Origin of the sequence: Sphingobacterium sp. UBA3549, from assembly GCF_002376635.1 — a bacterium.
GTDB lineage: Bacteria > Bacteroidota > Bacteroidia > Sphingobacteriales > Sphingobacteriaceae > Sphingobacterium.
Genome location: NZ_DFOE01000008.1, coordinates 186,650 through 210,341 on the forward strand (window position 1 = coordinate 186,650; position 23,692 = coordinate 210,341).

Sequence of the window (23,692 nt, forward strand, 5' to 3'; positions counted from 1 at the left end):
AAAATTGTTTTAAAGAAAAAACACCTTATCCCCGATCTGGCTACAACATTCGTTGATCTGCCTACATCTGTCGTACGGCGATTCACCACCTTTGTACTATTCTTTTATTTAGAAATAGAAACACATGAAATCACAAAAAGTATGGTTTGTCACTGGTGCCTCTAAGGGATTAGGGCTTAATTTAGTTAAAGAGCTGCTTGCTCAGGATTACCTTGTCGTTGCCACATCGCGGACAAAAAAGGCATTGGAAAATGAAATTGGTGACGTTGAAAATTTTCTACCCCTAGAAGTAGACATTACAGATAACAAAGATGTTGCCCGCGCAGTACTTTCGGCTATTGATTATTTCGGAAGAATTGATGTGCTCGTCAATAATGCTGGCTATGGTCAGACCGGCGCACTTGAGGAACTGAGCGAATCAGAAACACGCCGCAACTTCGAGGTCAATGTTTTTGGCTCACTAAATGTCATCCGCCATATTGCCCCCCATCTGCGCGGTCAGCAATCGGGACACATTTTCAATATAGCCTCGATCGGCGGTCTGGTTGGTAATTACCCGGCCTTTGGTGTGTACTGTTCCACAAAATTCGCAGTAGCCGGTTTTAGCGAAGCCCTGGCGACCGAAATGGAACCTTTTGGTGTACATACAACTGTAGTATATCCGGGATACTTCAGAACTGACTTTCTATCCGAAGGTTCTTTACAAACCGCAGCCAATCCAATCGCAGCGTACATCACCGCCCGTGAAAGCGAAGCCACGCACCTGCACGAGATCAATGGCAACCAAGTAAACGATCCACAGAAAGCTGCAACGCTATTGATCGAGGTGAGCAAACTGGAACAACCTCCTGTTCATTTTCTGTTGGGCCAGGATGCATATGAACTGGCAAAAAATAAAATCAACATGTTGACAGCGGAGATTGAAAAGTGGAAAAGTTATACAGTATCAACCGGTTTTGACGAATCGGCCAAATAATCCATAGCACTTTGTTTACAACAAGGACATTAGCTGCCAATAAAAGAAAATAAGTAAATTTACACGTATGGAGAATACATTTCGCTTTCATTCCTTAGCGGAGTTTCACAGCTTTTGCGGTCTGCCCAAGCCAGAACATCCGTTAATCAGCTTAGTTGACTATAGTCAGGTACATTATCCTGTTAATGACAACAAATTGAATTGGATACAACATTTTTATTCGATCGGTTTAAAGCGAAATGTGAATGCCCGATTTAACTATGGTCAGCAGCACTATGACTTTGATTCGGGTATTCTTTCCTTTGTATCACCCTTACAATTTTTAAAAGTAGAAATCAATCAGGAAGTAGTGGCGCAACCCAGTGGATGGATCCTGTTGATCCATCCCGATTTCCTCTGGAACAGCGAATTGGCAAAACATATTCACCAGTATGATTTTTTCCAATATCAAGTCAATGAAGCGCTTTTTCTATCCGACAAAGAAGAAGCCGTGATCGTGGATATTCTTCAGAATATCGAAAAGGAATATCAGTCTAATATCGATAAATTCAGCCGCGAACTCATTATCAAACAGATTGAACGCCTACTTCTTTATGCCGAGCGATTTTATGAACGGCAGTTTCTTACCCGCAAACGATCGACACAAGAGCTTGTTACCAAGTTTGAGCAATTGCTATCCGCACAGTTTCAACAAGACTCACTCGCCGAGCACGGTCTTCCGACCGTCAGCTTCCTGGCTCAGGAGCTCAATCTATCGCCAAACTATCTTGGCAGCCTGCTCCGCATCTATACACAACAAAACACCCAGCAGCATATTCAGCACAAAATGATCGAGTATGCCAAATTGCGCTTGAGCACCAGCTCCCTGTCCATCAGTGAAATTGCCTATGAATTAGGGTTCGAGCATCCGCAGTCATTCAGCAAAGTCTTCAAAAAGAATACACAGCATAGTCCTTTGGAGTTTAGGCAATTTTTTCAATAAATTACTTCAATTTAATCTGCATAATATCCCGCTACTCCAATGCCGATTGTCCAAAAGAATTTTGATTTTTCAAGATCCTCCAATAGCATATCCGCATTATCTTCGTATTCGCCATCGGCTTTGATTTCTTCGATCTCTTCCTGCACATCCTCTTCGGTCATCTGTCGCCAGACACCAACGGAGCTATTCAAAAATGTATAGCAATATCCTGCTTCAGCGTCGTCGACCTCACCTTGGTTTTTATCCGTTAAGATCGTTACAAGTTCAGTCGCTTCCACCTGAAATGGATTAACACCATAGATACTGATCTCCGTTTTTTCCGGATTGGGTCCATTGATGCTTTCTATAAATTCCAATGTTCCCTGATCATTAAAATCAAGTCTCAATTCGAGTTCATCATAATAATATTGGTCGTCCAGCGCATCTGAAGGAGTACCAAGTACACTTTGAACTTCAGCACGGCCCGCACCGAGATTAACCGGACCAATACCTTCAATTTGAATTCCCACAAGTGGAATAAGTTGGATCTTTTTCATGTGTATTCAGTAATTTAAAACAGTGTACCTGCATGATTAACAATTTAAAACATGCTATCGTTTTATCTGAAGGAAATATACCTACAGCTTTATGGTGAAATAAATTAAATGATCCTATATACCTTTTTTTATAAAAGGTAATATAGGAATTTAAACGAATAGGTAATACCTTTGGACCGACAAAATACCGTCTCACTATACAAATTAGATTTTGATGAAATCGAAAAAAGTAAATACCTGCGACCACTCCTGCCTTATGTGCCGTTATGTCTTACAAGACTGGCTCGGACAGATCGACCTTCATCGGAAGAATATCAAATTAAAAAAAGGTGAACAGTTTATCACCGAAGGAGAATCCGTTCGGGGAATTTATTTCATCCAGTCGGGACTTGTCAAAGTTCACCGTAATCTCGGGGATAAAGAAACCATTGTACGATTTGCAAAAAAAGGAGATATCGTTGGCCATCGTGGGGTCAGTACCGAACAAACTGTGTACCCTATTTCTGCTACAACCCTGGAAGTGTCACAGCTCTGCTTCGTCGAAATGCCGTTCTTCCTGTCCACGCTACGCATAAATCCTGAGCTGAGTTACCGGTTGATGTTGTTTTTTGCCGACGAACTACATCTTTCTGAACAAAAGATGACTCAACTGACCCAACTTCCTGTTAAAAATCGCCTTGCCTGGAGCCTATTGTTACTTCACCGTGTTTTCAGCGATGAACATAAGGATGGATATATTGGGTTATCCCTAAGCAAAAAAGACTTAGCTTCCTACGTAGGCGCTACATACGAGACCGTATATCGCACACTGAGCGAACTTATCGAATTAGGAGCCATCATGATGGACAAAAAAGACATTTTTATTAAAAACCTCCAGCTTCTACAGGATCTATCAGAAGAAAACAATGGGGAGTTAAACTAGCTAGAAAAGCCAACGACTCCCCAAATCATATATTCCCTTAAAAATACATCACCTTAAAATTTATACCCTATACCGACTCCCAACCTCCATTTACCATCAGCAGCACTCGTTTTTGCGGTATAGAATGCTGGCAACTGAATGGCAATATGTCGGAATACAGCTGTTAAACCAAATCCCAGAGAGGGCGTGATCCAGGAGTTCTTTGGCTTCACCGATTCAACCTGATCTTCTTTCAGCTTTAAGCTAGGCAATAAACCGACCAATAGGCAGCTCTTGGGTGCGAATGTATATTTCACCGCTGGCCCCGTACAATTGATGTAGGCACCATGGTCGGCATATCCTGCCACAACAATTCCTTCAAATAGACTGCCTTTTACTATTTTTTCCTGACCATACATCTGACTGCTAATCATTAACAGCAAACATACCGTCAACAGTTTTTTCATTTGATCCATAAAATTTAAGTTTGCGAAGCCGACACTTTTTCTTTTTGATGATACGTGTAATAAATGGCCATCCCAGTAAAGAGCAGTCCACCGACAATGTTCCCAGCCGTAACAATCAGCTGATTGCACAGCCACCAGTCGGAAATCGTTACTTTTGCTCCAAACATCATTCCTGCGGGAATCACAAACATATTGACCACAGCATGCTCATAACCTAAAGCAAAGAATATAAAGATCGGAATACCCGCCGCCAATATCTTTCCAAGCGTAGACTTCGATGTCATGGACATCACCACACCCATACACACCATCCAATTACATAGAATGGCTTTGACAAAAGCCGAAAACAAACCCGAAGCACCATGGGCGCTGTATCCCAGTGTTTTCTTTTCACTGATTAGCATCAGACTATGTTCGATATTTCCAAGCTGGCTCAATTGACCAGTCTCCGTGCTCGCAGCCCAAAACAAAATCGCAAAGAGTACGCTACCCAGTAAATTACCTAGAAAAACCCAGAAAAGATTTGAGACCATCGCTTTAAAATTGATCTTTCCTTCAAACCACGCCAATGGTACCAAGGAAAAGCTTCCCGTCACCAGTTCGAGACCGAGGATGACAATAATCACAAATCCTACTGGAAAAACAAATGCACCAACTAAACCCAACCCGGTCTGGGAAGTAGCCAATAGGGCAAGAGTAACAGAAATTGCCAGTAAGGCACCTGACAGCGCTCCCCGTATCAAGAGGTCTTTGATCGGAAGCGAAGATTTGTAGATAGCGGTGTTCATCATCGCACTTGCTACCTCTTTGGGGCTGATATAATCCATCGTATTTTGTTTAATAAGATTTTCGATTAACTTTTTTTTACCTAAGCGGTCATTCCGATAAACACACTCCCGTTCTCCACCTTTACCGGATAGGTCTTTATTGCGCATTCGTCTCCCGAAAGACATTCACCTGTATCTAAGGCAAAGGTTTTTTTATGAAACGGACAAGCGACTTTAGGCGTGTCTCCCAAAGACCCCAGCATTCCGCGACTTAAAATCATCTGCCGCTTGTGCGGGCATTCATTCTGTGTAGCATACCACTCGTTGCGACGGGCGAAATAGAATAGTGCGACCTGCTCGTTGTTCAATTTAAGACAGACTCCACCGTTTTCAATGGCATCTTCTATCCGGCAAGCCTTCAGCCATTGCATGTCAATTTTCGTACTCATATGATTTCATTAAAAAGTTTAGCGATTCGCTATTTAATAAGTCCTAATGTTCCAATCGGCGGCTTTCTTCTGTCCGCGAAAACTTTCAAAGCGAACAGTATCGTCCTTCTCATCAGGTGCATTTACAAAATGAACAAAGCGTTTTCGAATTTCAGGATCTTCTACAGCTGCTTTCCATTCGCAGCGATAACTGTCGACGAGTAGCTGCATATCCTGCTCCCACGTATCACCCATCCCCAGACTATCCCCTACCACAACATTCCTGAGATAATCTATTCCGCCTTCCATTTTGTTGAGCCAGGTAGCCGTTCGCGTCAGCGGGTCTGCAGTGCGGATATAGAACATCAGAAAACGGTCTATATAACGAATACACGTTTCGCTATCAATATCCGATGCCAATAATAACGCGTGCTGCGGCTTACTACCGCCATTGCCGCAAACATAGAGGTTCCATCCTTTTTCGGTCGCAATGATTCCAAAATCCTTACTCTGAGCCTCGGCACACTCACGTATACAGCCGCTAACGGCTGATTTAATCTTATGTGGCGCGCGGAGCCCACGGTAACGTTCCTCTATCCGTATCGCAAAAGAAACGCTGTCGTGCAGCCCAAACCTACACCAGGTACTTCCAACGCAGCTTTTAACGGTCCGAAGCGCCTTACCATAAGCATGTCCACTCTCAAAACCTGCAGTAATGAGCTCTTCCCAGATAAAGGGCAAATCATTGAGATGTGCACCAAATAGGTCGATGCGCTGTCCACCAGTAATTTTTGTATACAGATTGTATTTCTTAGCCACCTCCCCGATTACAATCAGTTTATCGGGGGTAATTTCACCTCCTGGAATACGCGGAACAACTGAATACGTCCCGCCCTTCTGTATGTTGGCCAGGTAACGGTCATTGCTGTCCTGAGCCACATCATTGCCCTTTCCCAAAATCATTTCATTCCAGAGACTGGCAAGCAAGGAAGAGATTAAAGGTTTACAGACTTCGCATCCATGCCCATGTCCCAGTGCATCCAACACCCGTTCGTAACTTTTCAGTTCGTGGATCTTGATCAGATCATAAAGTTCCTGGCGACTCAGGTCGAAATGCTCGCAGATGGTACCCCGAATATATTTTCCTTGCTGTTTCATGGTGTAGTTGACCAGGTCTTTGACCATAGGTACACAACCTCCACATCCCGACCCCGCTCTGGTACATTTCTTTACTGCATCCGCATTTTCACAATCTCCTGTGGCCACCGCGTTGCAGATTGCGGCTTTGGTGACACCTTCGCAACTGCAGATCAATGCATCATCCGGAAGAGCTTCCAGACCAGAAGAAGGCGCTTTACTGTCACGCTGTTGCCCAAAAAGGAGAAGTTCTGGGTGTTCTGCCAACGGCAAACTATTATTAACCGTCTGAAGCAACATGTTATAACTTGCAGCTTCTCCGACGAGTATCCCGCCCAGTAGGCGCGTGCCGTCTGTACTGATATTCAACCGCTTATAAATCCCCTTATTGCGATCCTCCAGTACGATCGTATGCGCATAAGGTTCGCTGATAAAAGGATCTCCGAAACTCGCTACATCAACTCCCATCAATTTTAGCTTGGTACTCATATCAAACCCCTTAAAGGATTTGATATCACCTACGATATTAGCCGCCGCAATTTCAGCCATCTCATAACCCGGTGCAACGAGTCCATAGACCATATCTTCCACCAAGGCACATTCGCCGATTGCATAAATCGCAGGATCCGAGGTCTGCATGTGTGCGTTAACTCGTATTCCGCCACGCTCGCCGACCGCAAGGCCTATTTTCTTGGCAAGCTCATCACGAGGACGTATACCAGCAGATATTACCAATAAATCTGTCTCCAGCGAGGTCCCGTCGTTAAAAGCGATTCCAGTGAGATGATGATCACCCAACAGCTGGCTTGTGGATTTTTGCAAGAAGCAAGTCAAACCCAATGCTGCTAACTTATGCTGCAAAAGTTTACTGGCATTATCGTCAATCTGACGGGGCATCAGACGGGGGGCAAATTCAATCACAGCCGTTTCTTTAAGACCAAGGTCTACCAATGCTTTAGCCGCTTCCAATCCTAAAAGTCCCCCGCCCATAACTGTGCCTGTCTTGACTTTAGCCGCATATGCTTTAATCAATTCCAGGTCTTCAATTGTACGGTAGAGGAATACACCTTCTTTGTCGATACCAGGTATTGGAGGAACAAAAGGTGCAGAACCTGTTGCAAAAACTAAATAATCATATTTCACGGTAATCCCCTTTAGAGATGCAACTTCTTTTTCTATAACATTTATACCGACAATAGGATCACCTAGATGGATTTCTATATTATTTTCAGTGTACCACTCTTTTTTCAACAAAAAAAGTTCAGTAACTGAAGAATATTTAAAATAATCAGTCAAATGCACACGATCATAGGCTCGAATTTGCTCTTCTGAGAAGACAACGATATCTAAATCATTCGATTTCTGCTTTAATTTTTCACAAATCTTATTACCGACCATCCCATTTCCGACAATAACAACCTTTTTTTTATCCATGACCCTGTTTTTATTGTATAAAAATCAATTTCTAGTTTCAACAAGACTAATTTATGGAATAAAAAATTAAAAAATCAAAATAAATATGATTTTTATAATACTTTTTCATAAAAAACATATTAAAAATACATTAAAACATGATTTTTATCATATTTTTTATTATTTTTATACATATAAACGATTGAAAAATAAATAAAATGGAAAATTTAAAGCAAAAAACCCTATTTATAGTAGGATCCGGACCTGGAGATCCAGAATTATTGACAATAAAAGCTTATAAAGCGATAAAAAGTGCTCAAGTACTCTTATATGACAACCTAATTAATAGGGAAATCCTACAAATAGCAGACAAAAACTGTAAAAAACACTATGTTGGAAAACATCCATATGGAAAATACGTCCCACAGCAGGATATAAATGAACTTATCTTATATTATTGTAGCAAATTCGAAAGAGTGGTACGACTTAAGGGCGGAGATCCCTATCTTTTTGGACGTGGTTTTGAAGAATGGCTCACCGTACAACACCGATCTATTAACATCAGCTACATTCCGGGCATCAGCAGCATGCAAGGCGCTGGACTCAACGACATTCCGCTAACACACCGTGGTGTAAGTGAAGGGGTATGGGCATTGACGGGTATGAAAAAAGATGGAACACTTTCTGCCGATCTGCCGCTCGCCGTTCAAAGCAGATCGACCGTAGTCATTTATATGGGAATGCGTAAGCTCGACGAAATCGCACGCACCTACGTACTATACGGAAAAGGGGAAACACCAGCTGCCATTATACAGCATGCGAGCTTGCCCCAGCAGAAACAAGTATGCTGCAAAGTCAAGGATCTTGTCATGATAAGCAAAGTACATAACATGGGGCATCCGGCAATTATCGTCATCGGAGCGGTTGTAGACTTGCAGCATACATTGGCGGTAGCTGCCGAGCAGCGGCACATCATCTAGCGCTATAGCGCTGTCAATTTCAGCACGCCATCACTTTACAAGAATAACGATGTCACATACCAGCAGATATATAATTTATTTTAATTCTTATAATACATAGCTATAATGCTTTCTTTACATTTGGATTGATCCAGTAATCTTCATGATCAGTATGGGAGAAATACTCCATGGGAGTTACGTGGCAATCTATGGTTTCATTGAGACCATTTTCTGTATACATAAAAACCTCTTCCGAAGGAAGCACCATGCCGTTGATAATAGCGCCATAGTCCAGATAATGGAGATCAGATAGCAGCACGTTTACATAATTTGACACCACCCATTTTTCCATTTCTTCTTTACTCACCCGTTTTATACGATCAGCCAGAAACTTTACCTCCTCCATGTCTTTTTCAGCACTATCAGCAAAAAACAATTTCAAAAAGGCCTCATATTTATCGAATTCTTTATTTCGAATTGCTTCATTACGGAGAAACAACTTCTCGCCCAGCTGCCCACAGTGATCGACATATTTTTTCAGTTCCATCTGCGCAAGCTCGCCGTCCGACCATTTTTGCAGTTCAGAAAGTGCATATACATCGGTACCTTGCCCATCGCATTGATTGAGATACGCCCAGATATCACCCTCCACAACTTTAGGTTTATGATGATCCAGTACATTATAGCCTTGCGCGATCCATGCTTCTATTTGTTCTCTTCTCATAGCTGTTGTTTTAAAATTAAACAACAGCGAAACGGTAATCGTTTTCCTTTTTTCTAACTGAGATTTCTGGATTTCAATTCTGCATCCAAAGCTTTTTCATTTTTACCAAGATATTTATAGGCAATTACAGCCAATACCAGTGGAAAAATCGTCGGCCATGTAATTCCGGCAACGAACAGGCTATACCCAGCAATACCCACACAAAATCCAATGATCGAAGCATTGATTACTTTAGTGGATTTGGATTTCTTTTTGAGAACCAACAACTCTTCATTGGTCAATTCATTTAATTTCTTTTCTTCCATGCGGTTTATTCGATCTTCAGGTTAGTTACTTGATCTATTTGATGCGAATATAATTATTTAAACGGACAACTCTTACCTAAATTTTGTCAGTAAAAATGCAAAAATTTCAGTTTTCATGAAAAAATTTCAGCTTTTTCACCGTGGTATTTTTTTTGCAATTGTTCGGATACAGTCGGCCGGCTGAAAATTTTAATTTTAATAAGTTGTTTTCACTTAATTAAAAGGAGGTTTATCATGAAATTAGCAAAAAGAAACTGGAACAATTTATCGATGTTCTCGCCCATGTTTGATGATTTTAACCGTGAACTTTTAAACTGGAGCAACAAAAACTACTCGCCTACCAGCACCACGGTCCCAGCAGTAAACATCAAGGAAAATGGCGACAACTTTGAAGTTGAAGTGGCAGCACCAGGAATGGCCAAAGCGGATTTTAAAATTACGCTTGATGGCAATCTTCTAACTATTTCCTCCGCCAAGGAAGAGCAGCATGAAGAACAAAAAGACAATTATACGCGTCGGGAATTCAGTTATCAATCTTTCCAACGGAGTTTCGAGCTGCAAAAAGATGTGGTGGATCAGGATAACATTGAGGCTCATTATGAAAATGGTATGCTCAAACTGACAATTCCAAAAAAAGAGGAAGCCAAACAAAAGGAACCTCGAACAATTTACATATCCTAAGTCCTATAATACCAACTAGTATGCTGTTGGTCTCCAGAACGGGGACCAACTTCTTTGTTTTCCAAACTTACCGAAATCATGAAAAGATTGAACAATTATAGCATTGAAGTGCATATTCCCTGCAAGGATAGTTACATTAAGCTTGCTACTTTTGACCTGGGCAACTGCCCCAAAATTGTAGATGAACTCTTCAATGAATTGCTCGGTTCGACGGAACATACACCGAACAGATTGTTGCGCATCGACCTGTTACTCCATGAAGAAGCGGATATACAAATTCCAGTCCGATCCATCAATTGTACCTTGGATGAACTTGCAGACAACACCAAAGCAATTATCAAAAAAGCTTTTCGGGCATTGAATCTGGAATAGCACAGTTGGATTCAAACATATTTTTTACAATAAATTTTTAAGGAAAACTTGATTTTCTTCCAATCGATTTATAATTTGGCCACGGTTTTTTCCTCAAGAAATCACAGGAATCCGAACCGGCATTTTTTGAAAGCTATTATTCTATCTTAAAACATAAATTTTAGTTATTGGATCATGTTTACAAAATTACTAATTACAAACCAACGCCCACGTCTATCTTTCAGGCCTTTTCTTGCTGCACTTGTGGTGCTTGCAAACAGTTTTTACCTCTCAGCGCAGGTAGCTGCTCCCAGCAAATCAAGCTTCGAAGCAAGGTTGCTCAATATCGAAGCTCCCAGCAATGAGCCATTCCGCTACAACACCACGTTAACCAACGCAAGTAGCCAGACCCTTATTTACAACTTAGATGCACAGCTACCGCAAGGTTGGCAGATCAGCTATCGCGTAGATGGATCGCTCGTAACCTCTATTCAGATGCAACCGGGCAAAACGCAAGAAATCGGCATCGAAATTAGTTGCCCAATTACCGCTAAACCCGATAAATATAAAATTCCTCTTAAAGCAACTTCACCGATAGATAATTTCCAACTGGAATTGGAAGCTGTCGTTAAAGGGTCTTATGCGCTGGAGATGACTACGCCTACCGGCAGGCTCAGTGACGAAGTCGTATCAGGCAGTAACAAAGAAATTGTTCTGCAACTTAAAAACACAGGAACACTTCCCCTCAACACCTTGGAACTGGGATCACAACTGCCCACCCGCTGGGAAGCCACATTCACCCCAGCTACAATCAAGCAACTTGAAGCGGGGAAATCCGTTGATGTCAAAGTAAATCTTAAAGTTCCGGACAAAACAATCGCCGGTGATTATGCTGCTAAATTCGATGTCAAGTCTGCCAACAGTACTACAGATCTTTCGTTTCGCATTATTGTTAAAACTTCGCTACTTTCTGGCTGGATCGGACTATTGGTCATCTTTGCGGCAATAGGACTGATATATTACCTCATCCGAAAATATGGAAGAAGATAAATCCTGATTTGATAATCCCAAAGACTCTCAACATGAAGGATCCTATTATTCAACTGTCAAGTTTGACAAAGAGCTATGGCAAAACGAAAGCAGTGGACGCTTTGGACCTAAAGATTTATCCGGGTGAAATCTTTGGACTTCTTGGGCCCAACGGAGCAGGTAAAACGACAAGTATCTTAATGATGCTCGGACTTACCGAGCCGAGCTCTGGCAAAGCCTACGTTTGCGGACATGATGCCACAAGAAATCCTATCGCTGTCAAAAGAAAGGTAGGCTACCTACCCGACAATGTGGGTTTTTATCCCGAAATGACCGCTTTGGAAAACTTAAGTTTTATTGCGGAACTCAATGGGCTACCAAGAGCTCAAGCGCGCATAAAGTCGCAAGAAATGCTCCAAACAGTGGGCTTGGCAAACGAAATGCACAAAAAAACCGCTGCCTTTTCGCGTGGAATGAAACAGCGGCTCGGCCTGGCTGAAGTGCTCATCAAAGCACCCGCTGTTGCTATACTCGACGAACCAACTCTGGGTATTGACCCCAAAGGTGTGGACGAATTTTTGGAACTGATCAAACAGCTCAGCAAAGAGCAGAACCTCACCGTACTGCTCTCCTCGCACCATCTTCATCAAGTACAACGCGTCTGCGATCGAGTGGGTATCTTTGTAGGAGGTAAACTGCTGGTCGAAGGCTCCATCGACAGCTTGGCAAACAACCTCCAGCAACAAGAAGGCGTCAGTACAGTTATCATGCTTGAAAATAGTGGCGACAGTAAACGCTTTGAGTCGGCGCTCCAAGAACTCCCCGGGCTTCGGACTCTTTCTTTAGACGGCGACAGTATTAAGTTGAAATCAGAAAAAGACAACACCGCCGATGCCGTCCGTATCCTGGTACAGCATGGCGCTGCAATTGTTTCTGTACAGCGCAATGATTATGCGCTTGACCAAATCTATCATACGTATTTCGAAAATAGTAAATTATAAAAATGATGAATGTATTGATCAATAAGGAGGTTGCCACACATATCCGCAGCTGGCGCTTTATCGTGCTGATCCTGCTGATTGTACTGACATTTGGCGCATCCCTGTATGTTTCATCTTCAGGACTTAAAGAAGCTGTCGGTAATATGAAAGATCCCGACCAGTCATTCCTTTACCTCAAGCTGCTTACAACGACGGATAACTCGATCCCTCCATTCCATGTGTTTCTGAATTTTTTGGCTCCCCTATTGGGTATAGCCCTTGGCTTTGATGCCATTAATGCCGAGTATAACAGCGGAACTTTAACACGACTTGTGGCACAGCCCATCTACCGCGACAGCCTTTTAATTTCCAAGTTTTTTGCTCCGCTGATTGTTGTGAGCACCTTGTTTACCGCACTCGTCTTGCTCATGATCGGGGGAGGATTAATCGGCACAGGTGTGCGGATAGAACCACAGGAACTCCTGCGCATCTTAGGATTCACCCTGATCAGCATACTATATGTTGCCTTTTGGCTCAGTCTGTCGATATTGCTTTCCATTCGTTTTAGGCAGCCAGCAACTTCAGCGTTGACAGCCATCGGCATCTGGCTGTTTTTTACGGTATTTTTTCCGATTTTGGTCAACTTGGCCATACGCCCATTTTTACCCAATCCCAATTACATTTCAGAGCAGGAATACCTGAGTTACAACGAACTCATACTTAACCTGCTCCGCCTATCGCCCAGCCAGCTTTACACCGATGCCACTACGACCTTATTGATGCCATCGGTACGCAGCCTCGGCCCCATTGCCATGGAACAGATGGTTGGCGCCATTCCGGCTCCACTTTCCTTTCGCGAGAGTTTCCTGATGGTATGGCCGCAGATCAGTGGGCTTACAGCAGCCATGATGATCTGCTTTGCTTGGTCCTATTTCATTTTTATGCGAAGAGAAATTCGGAATTAGGAAAATTGATAATCGATTGAATATGTTTAAAAGCTGGATCTAGGCCGGTCAAATCGTCGTGCAATAGATTACAAAAATTAAAGGTTGCCTGGAGTAGCTCCAGCAACCTTTATGCATTTAAGCTACCCCCCTGCGCAGAGGACGCTCCGTAAACAATGATCTGCTATAGACTGTTCGAATTTATGTATCGCTTGTGCTTTTTAATGCCCATGCTACCAGCACCGGCTGAAAAAATAAGCGTGCCAGGCGTTTACCGTCCGTATCCAAACCAAATCCATCACGGCGATCGGTATATTGCGCAATATTTCCAGGAAATACAGCCGTAAAAAAAGCAGCAGCAATTTTTCCAACCTTCGACCGCTGTTTAGCAGGCGCCAGTATGAGTGCTGCCCCCAGGGCAATTTCAGCGTAACCAGAATATACAACGGTGTCGTCTTTGGAGATCGGCACCCAATCTGGCACTTGAGCCCGAAATTCTTTACGAGAAAATGTCAGGTGTCCAATTCCCGCCACAACTAAAAATGCACCTAAACCATACCGTGCAATTTTCTGCATTTGCGATTTATCCTTCATCTTTTAAATTTTAAAGAGTACAGCTATCTTAGTGGAATTGTTTTTCCATGCTTAAAAAAGAAGTATCCAATTTGAAAAAAAGCGGATTATCCATTATGAGGAAATCCGCTTTACTAGATAGACATAGGGAAATCCGCCATATTGGGCAGCGTCTCCCATAGACCGAATCGATGTCAAGCAATAAACATTTCCCGTCGTTCAATCGTTTTCAAAGAAATAAATTCAATGCAGTCCGCACTAATTTCAAAACCAAAAACAGCCTATCTGTAGTTGATAGGCTGCCTTTCGAATAGGAATACAAATCGATCAACCTATCCAGACCTAAACTGTCCTCGCTGATTGAAGGTTTTAAATAAATTCATCGTAATTCCTATTGATGTAAATTCTTTACTGGATCACACCACCCAGTGTTGGGTCTACCCCTACCCTAGCATTACTTAGGCCGTTTTTAAATGCATCTATCGCATCCTGTCCGTTGGTAAAGCGCCAGTCTGTTTCCTTGTTGATATTAAACCATACAAAACTTTTTATTTTCGGAAACTGCGTTTCCAGCTGGACAAACATATCGTTGATCCATGCGGCTTTATCACCGCCTGTCGATGAGCAGCCCATTTCAGCAATAAAAATAGGTTTGTTGGGGAAAGCAGTAGTTAGCTTGTTATAAAGTGGACCAAAAACCTGTGCAAAGGACTGCCAGGTAGACCAGCTCTGAGAGGTCCCAAAATTGTATCCGTCCATACCGATCAAATCCACATAGTCATCACCCGGATAGTAGGATTCTACCGATTGCGGATTTTTACTGCCATTGGCATTATTAGGTGCCCAGGCCCAACGTGCATTTGTACCGCCTGCCGCACGCACCTTATCGTGCACATAGCGAAAGGCTTTGATATAAGTAGCTACGGGTACCACTTGATCATTCTGCATGCTCCAGGGATACCAGTCCCCATTAAATTCGTGCGCAAATCGCAGTACGACCGGCTTACCAAATTTAGCCAATGCTTCCCCATAGCGTTTGATGTCGTTATCGTATTTTCCGGACATCAATTCATCGAGGCCCATCATGGGTTCCCAGGTTACGTGTGGTACATAGCCCGCTGCGGAAGCTTCCTGGCAAAATGCCGAAGGAAATTCGCGACTACCATCCGCAGTCCAGCCATTAAACATCATGGCCATACTCGGATTCTTACCAAAGCCGTTGTAGAAAGGCATCGGCGTCCCCGAATCATCAAAGAATCCCCAGTAAAGCAAGCTAGCATCAGCTTTTTGATTGACTTCGAGCGCAACAACACTCGATTTACCACCAAAAGTTAGAGCAAAAGATGCTGTCCCCGCCTGTGCCGGGACACCACTTATTTTATATAGCAATGAGCCATAGCCTTTTTCCAAACGCCCCTGCTGCAAGGTCGCCGTCAAGCCCAAGACACCGGTTGAGGCGATGGACGCTCCATTTTCAAAGGCTGCTCCATTACCACCAGCATACGGAAGATACACCTCTGCCTCGTACGTAGTTCCTGCAACGGCAGCTTTTGACACTTGCATAAATGCCGCATCCAGCGATTGAATCTCAGCAGATCCGTTAATAATTTCGGCATTGTTTTTTGAGCAGCAGCACAAGTAAAAACAAAGTGTTATGAGCAATAAATAAGATTTTTTAGCCATCATTATGATATAAGTTTTATGCGTTAATTTTTATTTTACAAATAGAATGTCATCAAAATAGATTGTTTCATCCTGCAGAACGTTCCAGTTATTCAATCGCCATCCAAATTTTCGGAAGGTCGTTCCTTTACTCCACATCGGTTTAGCGGCACCTTTGCCGATTGGAATTTTATAATAGGTCCACTCTTTTGTGACGATAATCCCCACTCCGGCAAAATCATTTCCATAGCCATCCGGCATTCCGTCGCCCATTAAAGCCATTTGTATCCCTTCATTCCCAGCACCAGAAGTCGTTCCTTTCGCCCAGAACGTAATGTAGTTATAACCTTTATCTTCAAAGCCAACCGTATTGACCAGTCCGCCGGGAGAGTAATTATTTGCTGCATATTTAATTGCCAACGAAGAGGTTCCCCGTTTAAAGACGCTGGTGGATATTGATTGACTAGATCCGTAATCGTCGCCATCTTTATTGGCTCCGATATTGGCGCCATAAGTATCCGTAAACACCTGCAGGGCAAGATTTAAATTGACCAATTCAAATGCACTCTTTGTTGTTCCAAATGGTGTTACCAAATCAATCGTTGAGCGCGGGATGCCACCCATCTCAGGCACTTTCACCTGTAGACTATTTGCAGACTGTGCAAGGATAGGAATTGCCGTTTCGCTGTTGGAAAACTTCAAAGCGGTTACTTTGTCGAGATTCTGTCCAGCGATGGTGATGGTAGCGCCCGGCGTTACATTGATCTCCGATGTTGTATTTGCAGACGGAAACAGGCCTGCAATATTGATATCCACCACAGTAGTTGCTCGTTTTTGATCCAAGGTATAACGGCTTGGATTGGCAATCTGTACCGCTACAACCAAATGTTTACCAAAATTATCCGGGTCTGTAATAACACTGTTGTCCACTTCCAGATAAAAGGTTGCAGCCCCATTCTCCGGCACATCCAGTCGATTGGGCAAGCGGTAGTTTTTGGTCGGAAGTACCTTGTAATCCGCGCCAAGGGTCCCCTGCCTTAACAGCTGCTCAACGGTATCTGTATTCGCTTTAACGTCAACGCTAAAAGCGCCTTTCGCTGTCCCGGATACGGATGCACCTAATAGGATTTTTGTTTTGTTGGATTGTTCATCGACGGTATAGTTCATTCCCGTTGGACTGATCCCATTGGATGATCCCGGAACGGGATAGATCGCATTTGATCCCATGGAAAAATTAACGCTCTGCGGCATGTAAATGAGCGAATCGCCATATTCCTTTGCCGAATCATCCTTTTGACAGGCCGCCAGAGTCAAGGCCATAGCCCAGACACTAAATATCCTGTACATGTTATTCTTATAATTGAGTAGATTCATCTGTTCACTCCTCTTTTTGTTTTTTCAACTAGTTAATAAACTTCCATAACCTTGCTTGCTTGCTTGCTTGCTTGCTTGCTTGCTTTTCTATTACCAGCCTGGATTTTGGACTAGTGTCCCGCCGCTGATATGGATTTCCGCTTGCGGAAAAGGATAGAAGTTCATCTTTGGCGCTATGAAAACCCTATTTTGAACTTGTCTCGTTTCGTATTGCAGCGTACCAGAAGTTGTTTTTGTTACGGTAACACCATAGATCGGTTTATTCAATACGGTGGCGGCATCGCCCCAACGGATCAAATCCCAATAGCGGTGATTTTCAAAGGCCAGCTCCACTTGACGTTCGTGTTTGATCGCTGTACGCAACTCCGCTTTGCCGCTGGCCTGCACCGCTGGCATATCAACCCCCGGACGGGCTCTTAACTTATTAATTGCCTCCCGGGCAGTAAGCCCCCAGCCATTGGCTTGATCGGGGCCATAAGCTTCATTCATTGCCTCCGCATAAATCAGCAACAGATCGCCGTAGCGGAACAGTGGCCAGTTGTGCGGATTGGTAGCGTTATTGACCAGATTAACATTGTCATTAACAAATTTCTTCAGGTAATACCCCGTTCTACTCGCGTTGGCACGTCTCCTATCATCCGTTCCGCCGGCTGTCTGATCGATCGTACGGTTGTTCCACTCACTTCCATTCACCACGACCGTATAGCCGAGACGCGGATCCCGATTATCATAAGGCTTACTCGCTGAATAGTTGTCCAGCTTTTCGTAGGCCGACACCAGATTCTCGCTCGGTGTGACTCCACTCAATCCGCCGGGTGTGGCAATCGGATAATTTGCACGCTCGAGATCGTTGCTGGCCGCGTAGCGGATCGCCATAATGGTTTCGGCACTATTTAGCGTATTGTTGCCAAGAAAATAATTTCTGTAATTGTTGTCGAGCGCATTTTTTCCACCTGCATCATCCATGCGATCGGCAAATTGCAATGCCTCCGCAGCAGCTTTTGCAGCACGTTGCCATTTGGTGATATCGTTACCGGGATTATGCAGCGGACTGGCGGCATAGAGCAGCACACGCGCTTTCAGCATAAGCGCAGCACCCTGATTAAAGCGGCCATCCAGATTTGTAAATTGTGAGGTTTTCCAGTTTGGCTGCAGGTCTTTTACGTGGCTATCGACAGATGTCACGATATATTCGACGACCTCCTGAAACGAAGAAGCAGCAATCGCTGGCTTCTCATTCACGCTAAACGTTTTGGTCAATAAAGGCACGCCGCCATAGCGCTTGATCAGCTCAAAATAATAGTATGCCCGAAGCACGTGTGCTTCAGCTATTGACCAGCCCATGGAGGCTACATCGTTCAGGTACTTAGTACGCGATTCTTGCGTGATGGTATCGCGGTTGACAGCAAGTAAAGCTTTGTAGTCACCCCCTTTTTTGTCGATGTATTCCAAAAAATAATTTGCGGCATAGATGCCCGAATAATACATATTGTAACGATCGTCGGGATTATTAAACGCGCCCCAGTTGCCATTATTAAACAAGTAAACGTCTCCTATAGTATTGGTCTGCTGGGCTTCATCGGTAGCCGCAGCAAAGAGATTTCCGTCCAGCGCCGCAAATTCGTTTCGCTGGGACAGATAAGCATAGGGTGTATTGGCCAGCTGCATCAGACTTGCGTAGTTGCCATCGATATTATGCTCGGTGGGCTGCGTGTCGAGACGCGTATCCAAAAACGACTTCCCACAGCCCGAGAGACTAAGCACTGCTATCGCAATTGCTATTTTGGTGGTTATATGATCACGTAAATACATGGGATAAACAATTAAAAGGTAAATGAAATTCCTAGATTATAAGATTTCAGCGCCGGATAGCCCGCAGGTGTCTCCGGGTCCATTTGGTATTTCCGGTAGAATGAAGACCAGACAAATGGATTAACAGCGGTCAGGAACACCCTGAACTTCTGCATGTGCAATTTCTCCGATACAGCGGATGGTAAGGTATACCCGACCTGCAGCGACCTCAACTTGAGGAAGTCTCCATTTTTCATCCAAAAGGTTGAATTGGTATAGTTGTTCGCATTGCTCTGCGTCGTTAACCGCGGAAAAGTTGCGTTATTGCGAGTATCAATGCCCTCCGTTGGATAATATGCCCAAGCATTTCCGGCAATGGGATAAATTGTCGTGTTTCCCACAAAAGGAACCACATGATTGTAAGCGGCGCCCAATAAATTGATATCCATACCTGCTGCTCCTTGAAATAAAGCCGATAGATCAATGCCTTTGTACGCTAGCCCGAGGTTGAATGCATAATACCATTTAGGATAGGCCGGTTTGCCAATAGCTGTCACATCGCTTTGGTCGACAAAGCCATTCTGGTCCAGATCTTTGTATTTCAGATCCCCCGGTTGCACCGGACCGAAGCTTGGTTTGGCGAGTCCATCTTTCAGGCTGCCATCGGCGTTAAAATCCTCAAATTGGTAGAAGCCGTCCGCCACCAGCCCCATGGGTGTACCGATAGCACGCCCAGTTGTATTGGAGAAGGCATTTTTATTGGGTATCTCGGCCTGATAAACGATCTTGTTTTTCGCATAGGTCGCCATCATACCCAGGTTCAGCTGTAGCGCTCCGATCTGCTCCTGATAACTCAGCCCCAGTTCAATCCCTTCATTGTTCACCTTACCAATATTCTGAAGCGGCAACATATCTGCGCCGGTATAGCCCAGGTAGCCCGCTATGAGGTTGTTTCGTGTAATGATGCCCGATCTGCGATCGCTAAACCAAGTCGCCTGAAAATCAAGATTTTTAAGTAGCCGCATATCCAGTCCCAGTTCGTATTTCATGCTTTGCTCAGCGGTAATATCTGGCGTAGCCAGACGGCCTAATCCCAGTCCACCATTAAAAGACAGACTATTGTTGCCCGTTACACTGCCAGGGAGGAAACGATAATACTGCTGATAGAGGTATCTACCCTGCAGTGTCTGGTCGTTGCCGGTCTTTCCCGCGGCGATGCGCAGCTTGGCATAGTTGATCACCGGATTATCTTTGAGGAAATCCTCTTCCGATAGTACCCAGCTTAAAGATGCTGCAGGATACAATTTCCAGCGGTTTCCCGGTGCATAAGCATCCGATCCGCTGTATCCCCAGCCGAGTTCGGCGAAGTATTTCTCCTGATAAGCATAAGATGCCCTTCCAGAAATCTGCTGATAGTGGTAAGCAATTTTTGACGCATCCTCATTTGCATCGGGGATCATATCGCTTGCATAGTAATTGACCACGGCGTTAATATGATGTTTACCGAACTGCCTTTTATATCCAGCCGAAAGGTTGGACTGCCGCCAGGTCAACTGCCCATAAGGGGTGTTGGTTCCGAAAACTATCGGTGTATTCTGATCGGCGGTCGCCTGTTTACCTTCGTAATAACGGGCATAGGTAGCGGTTTTATTCTGGATCACACGCGACCAGGTGTTAAAAGAAACCGCCTGTTCAAGGTATAATCCTTCCGTCAGGAAGCTCAGATCTTCCCGTAGGCTAAAGTTCCCTTGTAATGTACGGTCATGCGAGGCATACATGCCCAAGGCATTTAGTTCCGCAACCGGATTGTTTGGATAAAGTGCATTACCCGACCATTGTCCTGTCTGCGCATCGCGCACAGGATAAATATTATTTGGGTAAGTCGTCAGCCGCTTCCAAAAATTCTGTGCATTGTCGTAGGTATTGTTGCTAAAGGGCTGGCTATAACTTTCGATGCGCCCGCCCAGATCAATCTTTCCAGTAAAGATTTTAAAGAACTTCAGGTCCACATTCGAGCGTAGATTATACCTTTTGAGGCCTGTATTTCGGCTTGCTTCAGCACCACTTGGAATATTGAAGAGTCCCGTTTGATCCATATAATCCAAGTATAGATTATATTTAGCCACCTCCTTCATGCCGCCCTGCATATTGACATAGGTATTGGTGTAGCGGCCGTTATTTCGCAGCGACTCGTTGAGCCAGTCCACATTGGTACCGGATCCATCTTTGTACTGCTGTAGGGCTTGATCGCTGTAGACCGGAGACCACTGAAAGCGGTTGCCATTGAGCGCATAGGCATCGTTACTGATGGCCTGATTGTATAGATTGGCGTACTGATAAGCGTCGTAAGGCTTCCTGATCTTGACAGCCTGCTGAATGCCAGATATTACCTGCGCATCAATGCGAAACGTATCGGTATTGGCGCGTTTTGTCGTCACCCACAACACGCCATTGGCGCCTTTCATGCCAAATGTGGCTAGACTCACCGGATCTTTCAAGATGGTCACAGTTGCGATCTCACCGGCGGCAAGGTATTGAAAATAGAACGATATATCCACCTGAAAACCATCCACGTAACAGACCAGGGCAGCCTGATCGTACGTTGCTCTTCCCCGCATCATGAGTGTTGCCTGATCGTATCCCGGCTGTCCATTGGTTTGGCCTACCATCAGTCCATTCAGATGTCCATATAAGGTATTGGTTAAGTTTGCCACAGGTATCTTTTCCAGTTCCTGTCCACGTACTGTAGCATAATTTTTCACCTTTTGGCTGTCCGTAGAATCCGGGACAATCCATTCGCCCGGCTGCTGCGCCTTCAGCGATGTGCTTCCCGACCAAACGGCAAAAAGTAAGGCGGTAGCCTTTTTTATCATTGAATAGGTATTCATAGTTTAAAGTCTTCTAATAGGGTCAGTCTTATCAATTAATAGCCCGGATTCTGGATCAGATAACCTTTGTTCACCTCACCTTGGGGGAAAGGATTTAACAATTGCCTAGGATGCCAAAACCCATTATAACGTACCGCATTTCCAAAATTGGTATTTCCCGAAGGCAAAGCGTCACCACCGTTATTAAAAACCAGAAAACGGATCGGTCCACCGATGATACCCTTGTCGATCTGACTATCCTTCCAATGTTTCAGGTCGTTAAATCGGTATTTTTCCTGAATAAACTCGATAGCCCATTCCCGCTGAATAATTTTGCGTAGTTTATCTTTATTGGTCTCGGTGACAGCTGGCAGTCCGGCACGCTGATGGATTACGTTAAGGCGGTTAAGTGCTTCGACAGGTTGCCCCATTTCGTTATATGCTTCTGCCGAACTTAAATAATATGCCGCCAGACGGAAAATCGGAAAGTCGAACCATTCGCGACGTCCTGCTTTATAGTAAAACTTGGTCGGCTGTCCGGCACCGAAATGGTTGACGTCCTTATAATGCTCGTTCATGTGCCAGATGGGATCGCCGGGGTTGTTGTCGGCCTGCATTTCCCAACCGTTGAAATCAGCGCGCATGCGTGGTTCCATCTCCTTAAACTTGGTAAGGTATTCCGAAAACGGAGCCGTCTGACCTACCCCTGGCCAGCTCTGCTCTGTGCCGTCTGCCTTGTAGTAGTTTTCCAGCATACTGCTCGATAGCACCGCTCCATTGGCCTGATAATGAAAATTGACAACATTAAAAATATTGTATGGACCAGCACCACCAGACGATGGCACCTGTTGTTTGAACGCTAAGATTACTTCCCGGTTGCTTGGTGTGGAAGTAGCTGTACCGTAGTCAGCCAGCGGATTTCCCGTATTGATAATACGCAATCCCCCCGCCCCTTCGGCTTCTTTGATCAGGGCTTCACTGGCTTCGAGCGCAACATTCCAACGTTGTGGATCATTGTTCCCAAAACAGATCAGCGCATTGTTTGCCCCCAACTGTAGATAAGGTGTTGCATTATTGAATAATGGACGCGCCGCATAGAGCAAAGCTTTTGCTTTAATTGCCAATGCTGCCGACTTGGTCATCCTGCCCAGTGAATTATCTGCCCAGCGCGAAGGTAAGATGGCCGCAGACTGATCACACCAGCTTACAATACTGTCCAATACATTTTTTATCGGCGCGCGCTGGATAGCCAGTTCTTCCAGATTGTTTAAGGAAGTCAGTGGAAAACTTTTGGAGATTATCGGAACCCCACCATACATGATAAACATTTGCGTATAGCGGTAAGCGACAAGCGCCTGCATTTCGGCCTGTACGATTTTCTTATCCGAGTCGCTCATATCAGGCACCCGGCCGATATTTTCCTTGACGAGGTACGCTTTGCGGATCGCCTGAAAGTTGTCGGTGTAACCGTCGTTGCCGTAACCACCATTTGATCCCATGTCCTGGCTATTTGAATTGGGGGTAAAGCCACCGCCAAGAATAGATACCGCCGCCACACTGCCGGGGATCTGCACCCAAAAAGCCTGACTGCCCGCCAGCTGATCATCGGTGCTCGGTGAATAATAGCCGTTCCAGTTCAGCCCCTGGCGCAAAGAGGCAAAATAGGCACCCGCAATGGCATTATAAGCGTTGGCGGACTGGTTAAAAATTGTATCCACCGTCGGATTACCCCCGGGAGGGACCTGCAAAAAATCTTTTTGGCAAGATATACTACTTCCCAAGATCACCATGGACATGGAAGCAAACAAAGCCTTTTGCCAATAGCGTTGTATTATATCGATCATA

Annotated in this window: 22 protein-coding genes; 9 read left to right on the forward strand and 13 right to left on the reverse strand. The window is 44.3% G+C overall.

The window, feature by feature from the left end; genetic code table 11:
• The first annotated feature begins 124 nt into the window (after positions 1–124).
• Both B2W36_RS05460 and B2W36_RS05465 read left to right on the forward strand, forming a co-directional pair.
• The gene (locus tag B2W36_RS05460) at positions 125–976 is read left to right on the forward strand and encodes an SDR family NAD(P)-dependent oxidoreductase (protein WP_293886699.1); all 852 of its coding nucleotides are present in this window, start codon (positions 125–127) and stop codon (positions 974–976) included.
• A gap of 67 nt (positions 977–1,043) precedes the next feature.
• A complete protein-coding gene (locus tag B2W36_RS05465) occupies positions 1,044–1,958 on the forward strand; it encodes a helix-turn-helix domain-containing protein (RefSeq protein ID WP_293886701.1) in 915 nt (304 codons plus the stop codon).
• An 11-nt stretch (positions 1,959–1,969) separates the two neighbouring features.
• Here the strand turns inward: B2W36_RS05465 and B2W36_RS05470 are convergent, their stop codons facing one another.
• Positions 1,970–2,494, reverse strand: coding sequence for a hypothetical protein (locus B2W36_RS05470; protein WP_293886703.1), 525 nt, complete (start codon positions 2,492–2,494; stop codon positions 1,970–1,972).
• Between the two features lie 214 nt (positions 2,495–2,708).
• Here B2W36_RS05470 and B2W36_RS05475 point away from each other — a divergent pair, with 214 nt between their 5' ends.
• The gene (locus B2W36_RS05475) at positions 2,709–3,416 is read left to right on the forward strand and encodes a Crp/Fnr family transcriptional regulator (protein ID WP_293886705.1); all 708 of its coding nucleotides are present in this window, start codon (positions 2,709–2,711) and stop codon (positions 3,414–3,416) included.
• A gap of 53 nt (positions 3,417–3,469) precedes the next feature.
• Here the strand turns inward: B2W36_RS05475 and B2W36_RS05480 are convergent, their stop codons facing one another.
• The 4 genes from B2W36_RS05480 to nirB are packed head-to-tail and all read right to left on the reverse strand — an operon-like array spanning position 3,470 to position 7,628.
• Complete coding sequence (locus B2W36_RS05480) at positions 3,470–3,871, reverse strand: hypothetical protein (protein ID WP_293886707.1); 402 nt, start codon at positions 3,869–3,871, stop codon at positions 3,470–3,472.
• A 5-nt stretch (positions 3,872–3,876) separates the two neighbouring features.
• Positions 3,877–4,689: a formate/nitrite transporter family protein gene (locus B2W36_RS05485; protein ID WP_293886708.1), complete on the reverse strand. Its 813-nt coding sequence runs from the start codon at positions 4,687–4,689 to the stop codon at positions 3,877–3,879.
• Positions 4,690–4,730: 41 nt separating this feature from the next.
• Positions 4,731–5,078 carry a nitrite reductase small subunit NirD gene (gene nirD, locus B2W36_RS05490; RefSeq protein WP_293886709.1) on the reverse strand — a complete coding sequence of 116 codons (348 nt, stop codon included), beginning with the start codon at positions 5,076–5,078 and terminating at the stop codon, positions 4,731–4,733.
• Between the two features lie 33 nt (positions 5,079–5,111).
• Positions 5,112–7,628, reverse strand: coding sequence for a nitrite reductase large subunit NirB (gene nirB, locus B2W36_RS05495; RefSeq protein WP_293886711.1), 2,517 nt, complete (start codon positions 7,626–7,628; stop codon positions 5,112–5,114).
• Positions 7,629–7,825: 197 nt separating this feature from the next.
• On the opposite strand from nirB, the gene cobA reads away from it, so the two are divergent.
• The gene (gene cobA, locus B2W36_RS05500; RefSeq protein ID WP_293886713.1) at positions 7,826–8,587 is read left to right on the forward strand and encodes a uroporphyrinogen-III C-methyltransferase; all 762 of its coding nucleotides are present in this window, start codon (positions 7,826–7,828) and stop codon (positions 8,585–8,587) included.
• A gap of 100 nt (positions 8,588–8,687) precedes the next feature.
• On the opposite strand, the gene B2W36_RS05505 is transcribed toward cobA, so the two are convergent.
• Together B2W36_RS05505 and B2W36_RS05510 are read right to left on the reverse strand one after the other, a co-directional pair.
• Positions 8,688–9,290, reverse strand: a complete 603-nt coding sequence (locus tag B2W36_RS05505) for a hypothetical protein (RefSeq protein ID WP_293886715.1) — start codon at positions 9,288–9,290, stop codon at positions 8,688–8,690.
• 53 nt (positions 9,291–9,343) lie between these two features.
• Positions 9,344–9,595 (reverse strand): hypothetical protein, encoded by a 252-nt coding sequence (locus B2W36_RS05510; protein ID WP_209579001.1) that lies wholly within the window; start codon positions 9,593–9,595, stop codon positions 9,344–9,346.
• A gap of 234 nt (positions 9,596–9,829) precedes the next feature.
• On the opposite strand from B2W36_RS05510, the gene B2W36_RS05515 reads away from it, so the two are divergent.
• The 5 genes from B2W36_RS05515 to B2W36_RS05535 all read left to right on the forward strand — a co-directional run bounded on the left by B2W36_RS05515 (position 9,830) and on the right by B2W36_RS05535 (position 13,601).
• Positions 9,830–10,276 (forward strand): Hsp20/alpha crystallin family protein, encoded by a 447-nt coding sequence (locus tag B2W36_RS05515; RefSeq protein ID WP_293886718.1) that lies wholly within the window; start codon positions 9,830–9,832, stop codon positions 10,274–10,276.
• A gap of 78 nt (positions 10,277–10,354) precedes the next feature.
• On the forward strand, positions 10,355–10,648 hold the full coding sequence (locus B2W36_RS05520; protein WP_293886720.1) for a hypothetical protein: 294 nt from the start codon (positions 10,355–10,357) through the stop codon (positions 10,646–10,648).
• A 174-nt stretch (positions 10,649–10,822) separates the two neighbouring features.
• A complete protein-coding gene (locus tag B2W36_RS05525) occupies positions 10,823–11,677 on the forward strand; it encodes an NEW3 domain-containing protein (RefSeq protein WP_293886721.1) in 855 nt (284 codons plus the stop codon).
• Positions 11,678–11,709: 32 nt separating this feature from the next.
• Entirely contained in the window at positions 11,710–12,657 is a 948-nt protein-coding gene (locus B2W36_RS05530; protein WP_293886722.1) for an ABC transporter ATP-binding protein, read from the forward strand.
• A gap of 2 nt (positions 12,658–12,659) precedes the next feature.
• Positions 12,660–13,601, forward strand: coding sequence for an ABC transporter permease (locus B2W36_RS05535; RefSeq protein WP_293886724.1), 942 nt, complete (start codon positions 12,660–12,662; stop codon positions 13,599–13,601).
• Positions 13,602–13,781: 180 nt separating this feature from the next.
• On the opposite strand, the gene B2W36_RS05540 is transcribed toward B2W36_RS05535, so the two are convergent.
• The 6 genes from B2W36_RS05540 to B2W36_RS05565 all read right to left on the reverse strand — a co-directional run bounded on the left by B2W36_RS05540 (position 13,782) and on the right by B2W36_RS05565 (position 23,691).
• Positions 13,782–14,156, reverse strand: a complete 375-nt coding sequence (locus tag B2W36_RS05540; protein ID WP_293886725.1) for a DoxX family protein — start codon at positions 14,154–14,156, stop codon at positions 13,782–13,784.
• Between the two features lie 405 nt (positions 14,157–14,561).
• Positions 14,562–15,839 (reverse strand): glycoside hydrolase family 26 protein, encoded by a 1,278-nt coding sequence (locus B2W36_RS05545; protein WP_293886726.1) that lies wholly within the window; start codon positions 15,837–15,839, stop codon positions 14,562–14,564.
• A gap of 27 nt (positions 15,840–15,866) precedes the next feature.
• Positions 15,867–17,162, reverse strand: a complete 1,296-nt coding sequence (locus tag B2W36_RS05550) for a DUF1735 domain-containing protein (protein WP_293886727.1) — start codon at positions 17,160–17,162, stop codon at positions 15,867–15,869.
• A 117-nt stretch (positions 17,163–17,279) separates the two neighbouring features.
• On the reverse strand, positions 17,280–19,001 hold the full coding sequence (locus tag B2W36_RS05555; protein WP_293886728.1) for a RagB/SusD family nutrient uptake outer membrane protein: 1,722 nt from the start codon (positions 18,999–19,001) through the stop codon (positions 17,280–17,282).
• Positions 19,002–19,012: 11 nt separating this feature from the next.
• Complete coding sequence (locus B2W36_RS05560; RefSeq protein ID WP_293886729.1) at positions 19,013–21,868, reverse strand: SusC/RagA family TonB-linked outer membrane protein; 2,856 nt, start codon at positions 21,866–21,868, stop codon at positions 19,013–19,015.
• A gap of 35 nt (positions 21,869–21,903) precedes the next feature.
• Entirely contained in the window at positions 21,904–23,691 is a 1,788-nt protein-coding gene (locus B2W36_RS05565; RefSeq protein ID WP_293886731.1) for a RagB/SusD family nutrient uptake outer membrane protein, read from the reverse strand.
• Between the last annotated feature and the right edge of the window lies 1 nt (position 23,692).

What these genes read in the sequence shown, in the direction of transcription:
- B2W36_RS05460 (WP_293886699.1), top strand. Translation starts at nt 125, where the DNA reads ATGAAATCACAAAAAGTATGGTTTGTCACTGGTGCCTCTAAGGGATTA.
- B2W36_RS05465 (WP_293886701.1), top strand. Translation starts at nt 1,044, where the DNA reads ATGGAGAATACATTTCGCTTTCATTCCTTAGCGGAGTTTCACAGCTTT.
- B2W36_RS05470 (WP_293886703.1), bottom strand. Translation starts at nt 2,494, where the DNA reads ATGAAAAAGATCCAACTTATTCCACTTGTGGGAATTCAAATTGAAGGT.
- B2W36_RS05475 (WP_293886705.1), top strand. Translation starts at nt 2,709, where the DNA reads ATGAAATCGAAAAAAGTAAATACCTGCGACCACTCCTGCCTTATGTGC.
- B2W36_RS05480 (WP_293886707.1), bottom strand. Translation starts at nt 3,871, where the DNA reads ATGGATCAAATGAAAAAACTGTTGACGGTATGTTTGCTGTTAATGATT.
- B2W36_RS05485 (WP_293886708.1), bottom strand. Translation starts at nt 4,689, where the DNA reads ATGGATTATATCAGCCCCAAAGAGGTAGCAAGTGCGATGATGAACACC.
- nirD (WP_293886709.1), bottom strand. Translation starts at nt 5,078, where the DNA reads ATGAGTACGAAAATTGACATGCAATGGCTGAAGGCTTGCCGGATAGAA.
- nirB (WP_293886711.1), bottom strand. Translation starts at nt 7,628, where the DNA reads ATGGATAAAAAAAAGGTTGTTATTGTCGGAAATGGGATGGTCGGTAAT.
- cobA (WP_293886713.1), top strand. Translation starts at nt 7,826, where the DNA reads ATGGAAAATTTAAAGCAAAAAACCCTATTTATAGTAGGATCCGGACCT.
- B2W36_RS05505 (WP_293886715.1), bottom strand. Translation starts at nt 9,290, where the DNA reads ATGAGAAGAGAACAAATAGAAGCATGGATCGCGCAAGGCTATAATGTA.
- B2W36_RS05510 (WP_209579001.1), bottom strand. Translation starts at nt 9,595, where the DNA reads ATGGAAGAAAAGAAATTAAATGAATTGACCAATGAAGAGTTGTTGGTT.
- B2W36_RS05515 (WP_293886718.1), top strand. Translation starts at nt 9,830, where the DNA reads ATGAAATTAGCAAAAAGAAACTGGAACAATTTATCGATGTTCTCGCCC.
- B2W36_RS05520 (WP_293886720.1), top strand. Translation starts at nt 10,355, where the DNA reads ATGAAAAGATTGAACAATTATAGCATTGAAGTGCATATTCCCTGCAAG.
- B2W36_RS05525 (WP_293886721.1), top strand. Translation starts at nt 10,823, where the DNA reads ATGTTTACAAAATTACTAATTACAAACCAACGCCCACGTCTATCTTTC.
- B2W36_RS05530 (WP_293886722.1), top strand. Translation starts at nt 11,710, where the DNA reads ATGAAGGATCCTATTATTCAACTGTCAAGTTTGACAAAGAGCTATGGC.
- B2W36_RS05535 (WP_293886724.1), top strand. Translation starts at nt 12,660, where the DNA reads ATGATGAATGTATTGATCAATAAGGAGGTTGCCACACATATCCGCAGC.
- B2W36_RS05540 (WP_293886725.1), bottom strand. Translation starts at nt 14,156, where the DNA reads ATGCAGAAAATTGCACGGTATGGTTTAGGTGCATTTTTAGTTGTGGCG.
- B2W36_RS05545 (WP_293886726.1), bottom strand. Translation starts at nt 15,839, where the DNA reads ATGATGGCTAAAAAATCTTATTTATTGCTCATAACACTTTGTTTTTAC.
- B2W36_RS05550 (WP_293886727.1), bottom strand. Translation starts at nt 17,162, where the DNA reads ATGTACAGGATATTTAGTGTCTGGGCTATGGCCTTGACTCTGGCGGCC.
- B2W36_RS05555 (WP_293886728.1), bottom strand. Translation starts at nt 19,001, where the DNA reads ATGTATTTACGTGATCATATAACCACCAAAATAGCAATTGCGATAGCA.
- B2W36_RS05560 (WP_293886729.1), bottom strand. Translation starts at nt 21,868, where the DNA reads ATGAATACCTATTCAATGATAAAAAAGGCTACCGCCTTACTTTTTGCC.
- B2W36_RS05565 (WP_293886731.1), bottom strand. Translation starts at nt 23,691, where the DNA reads ATGATCGATATAATACAACGCTATTGGCAAAAGGCTTTGTTTGCTTCC.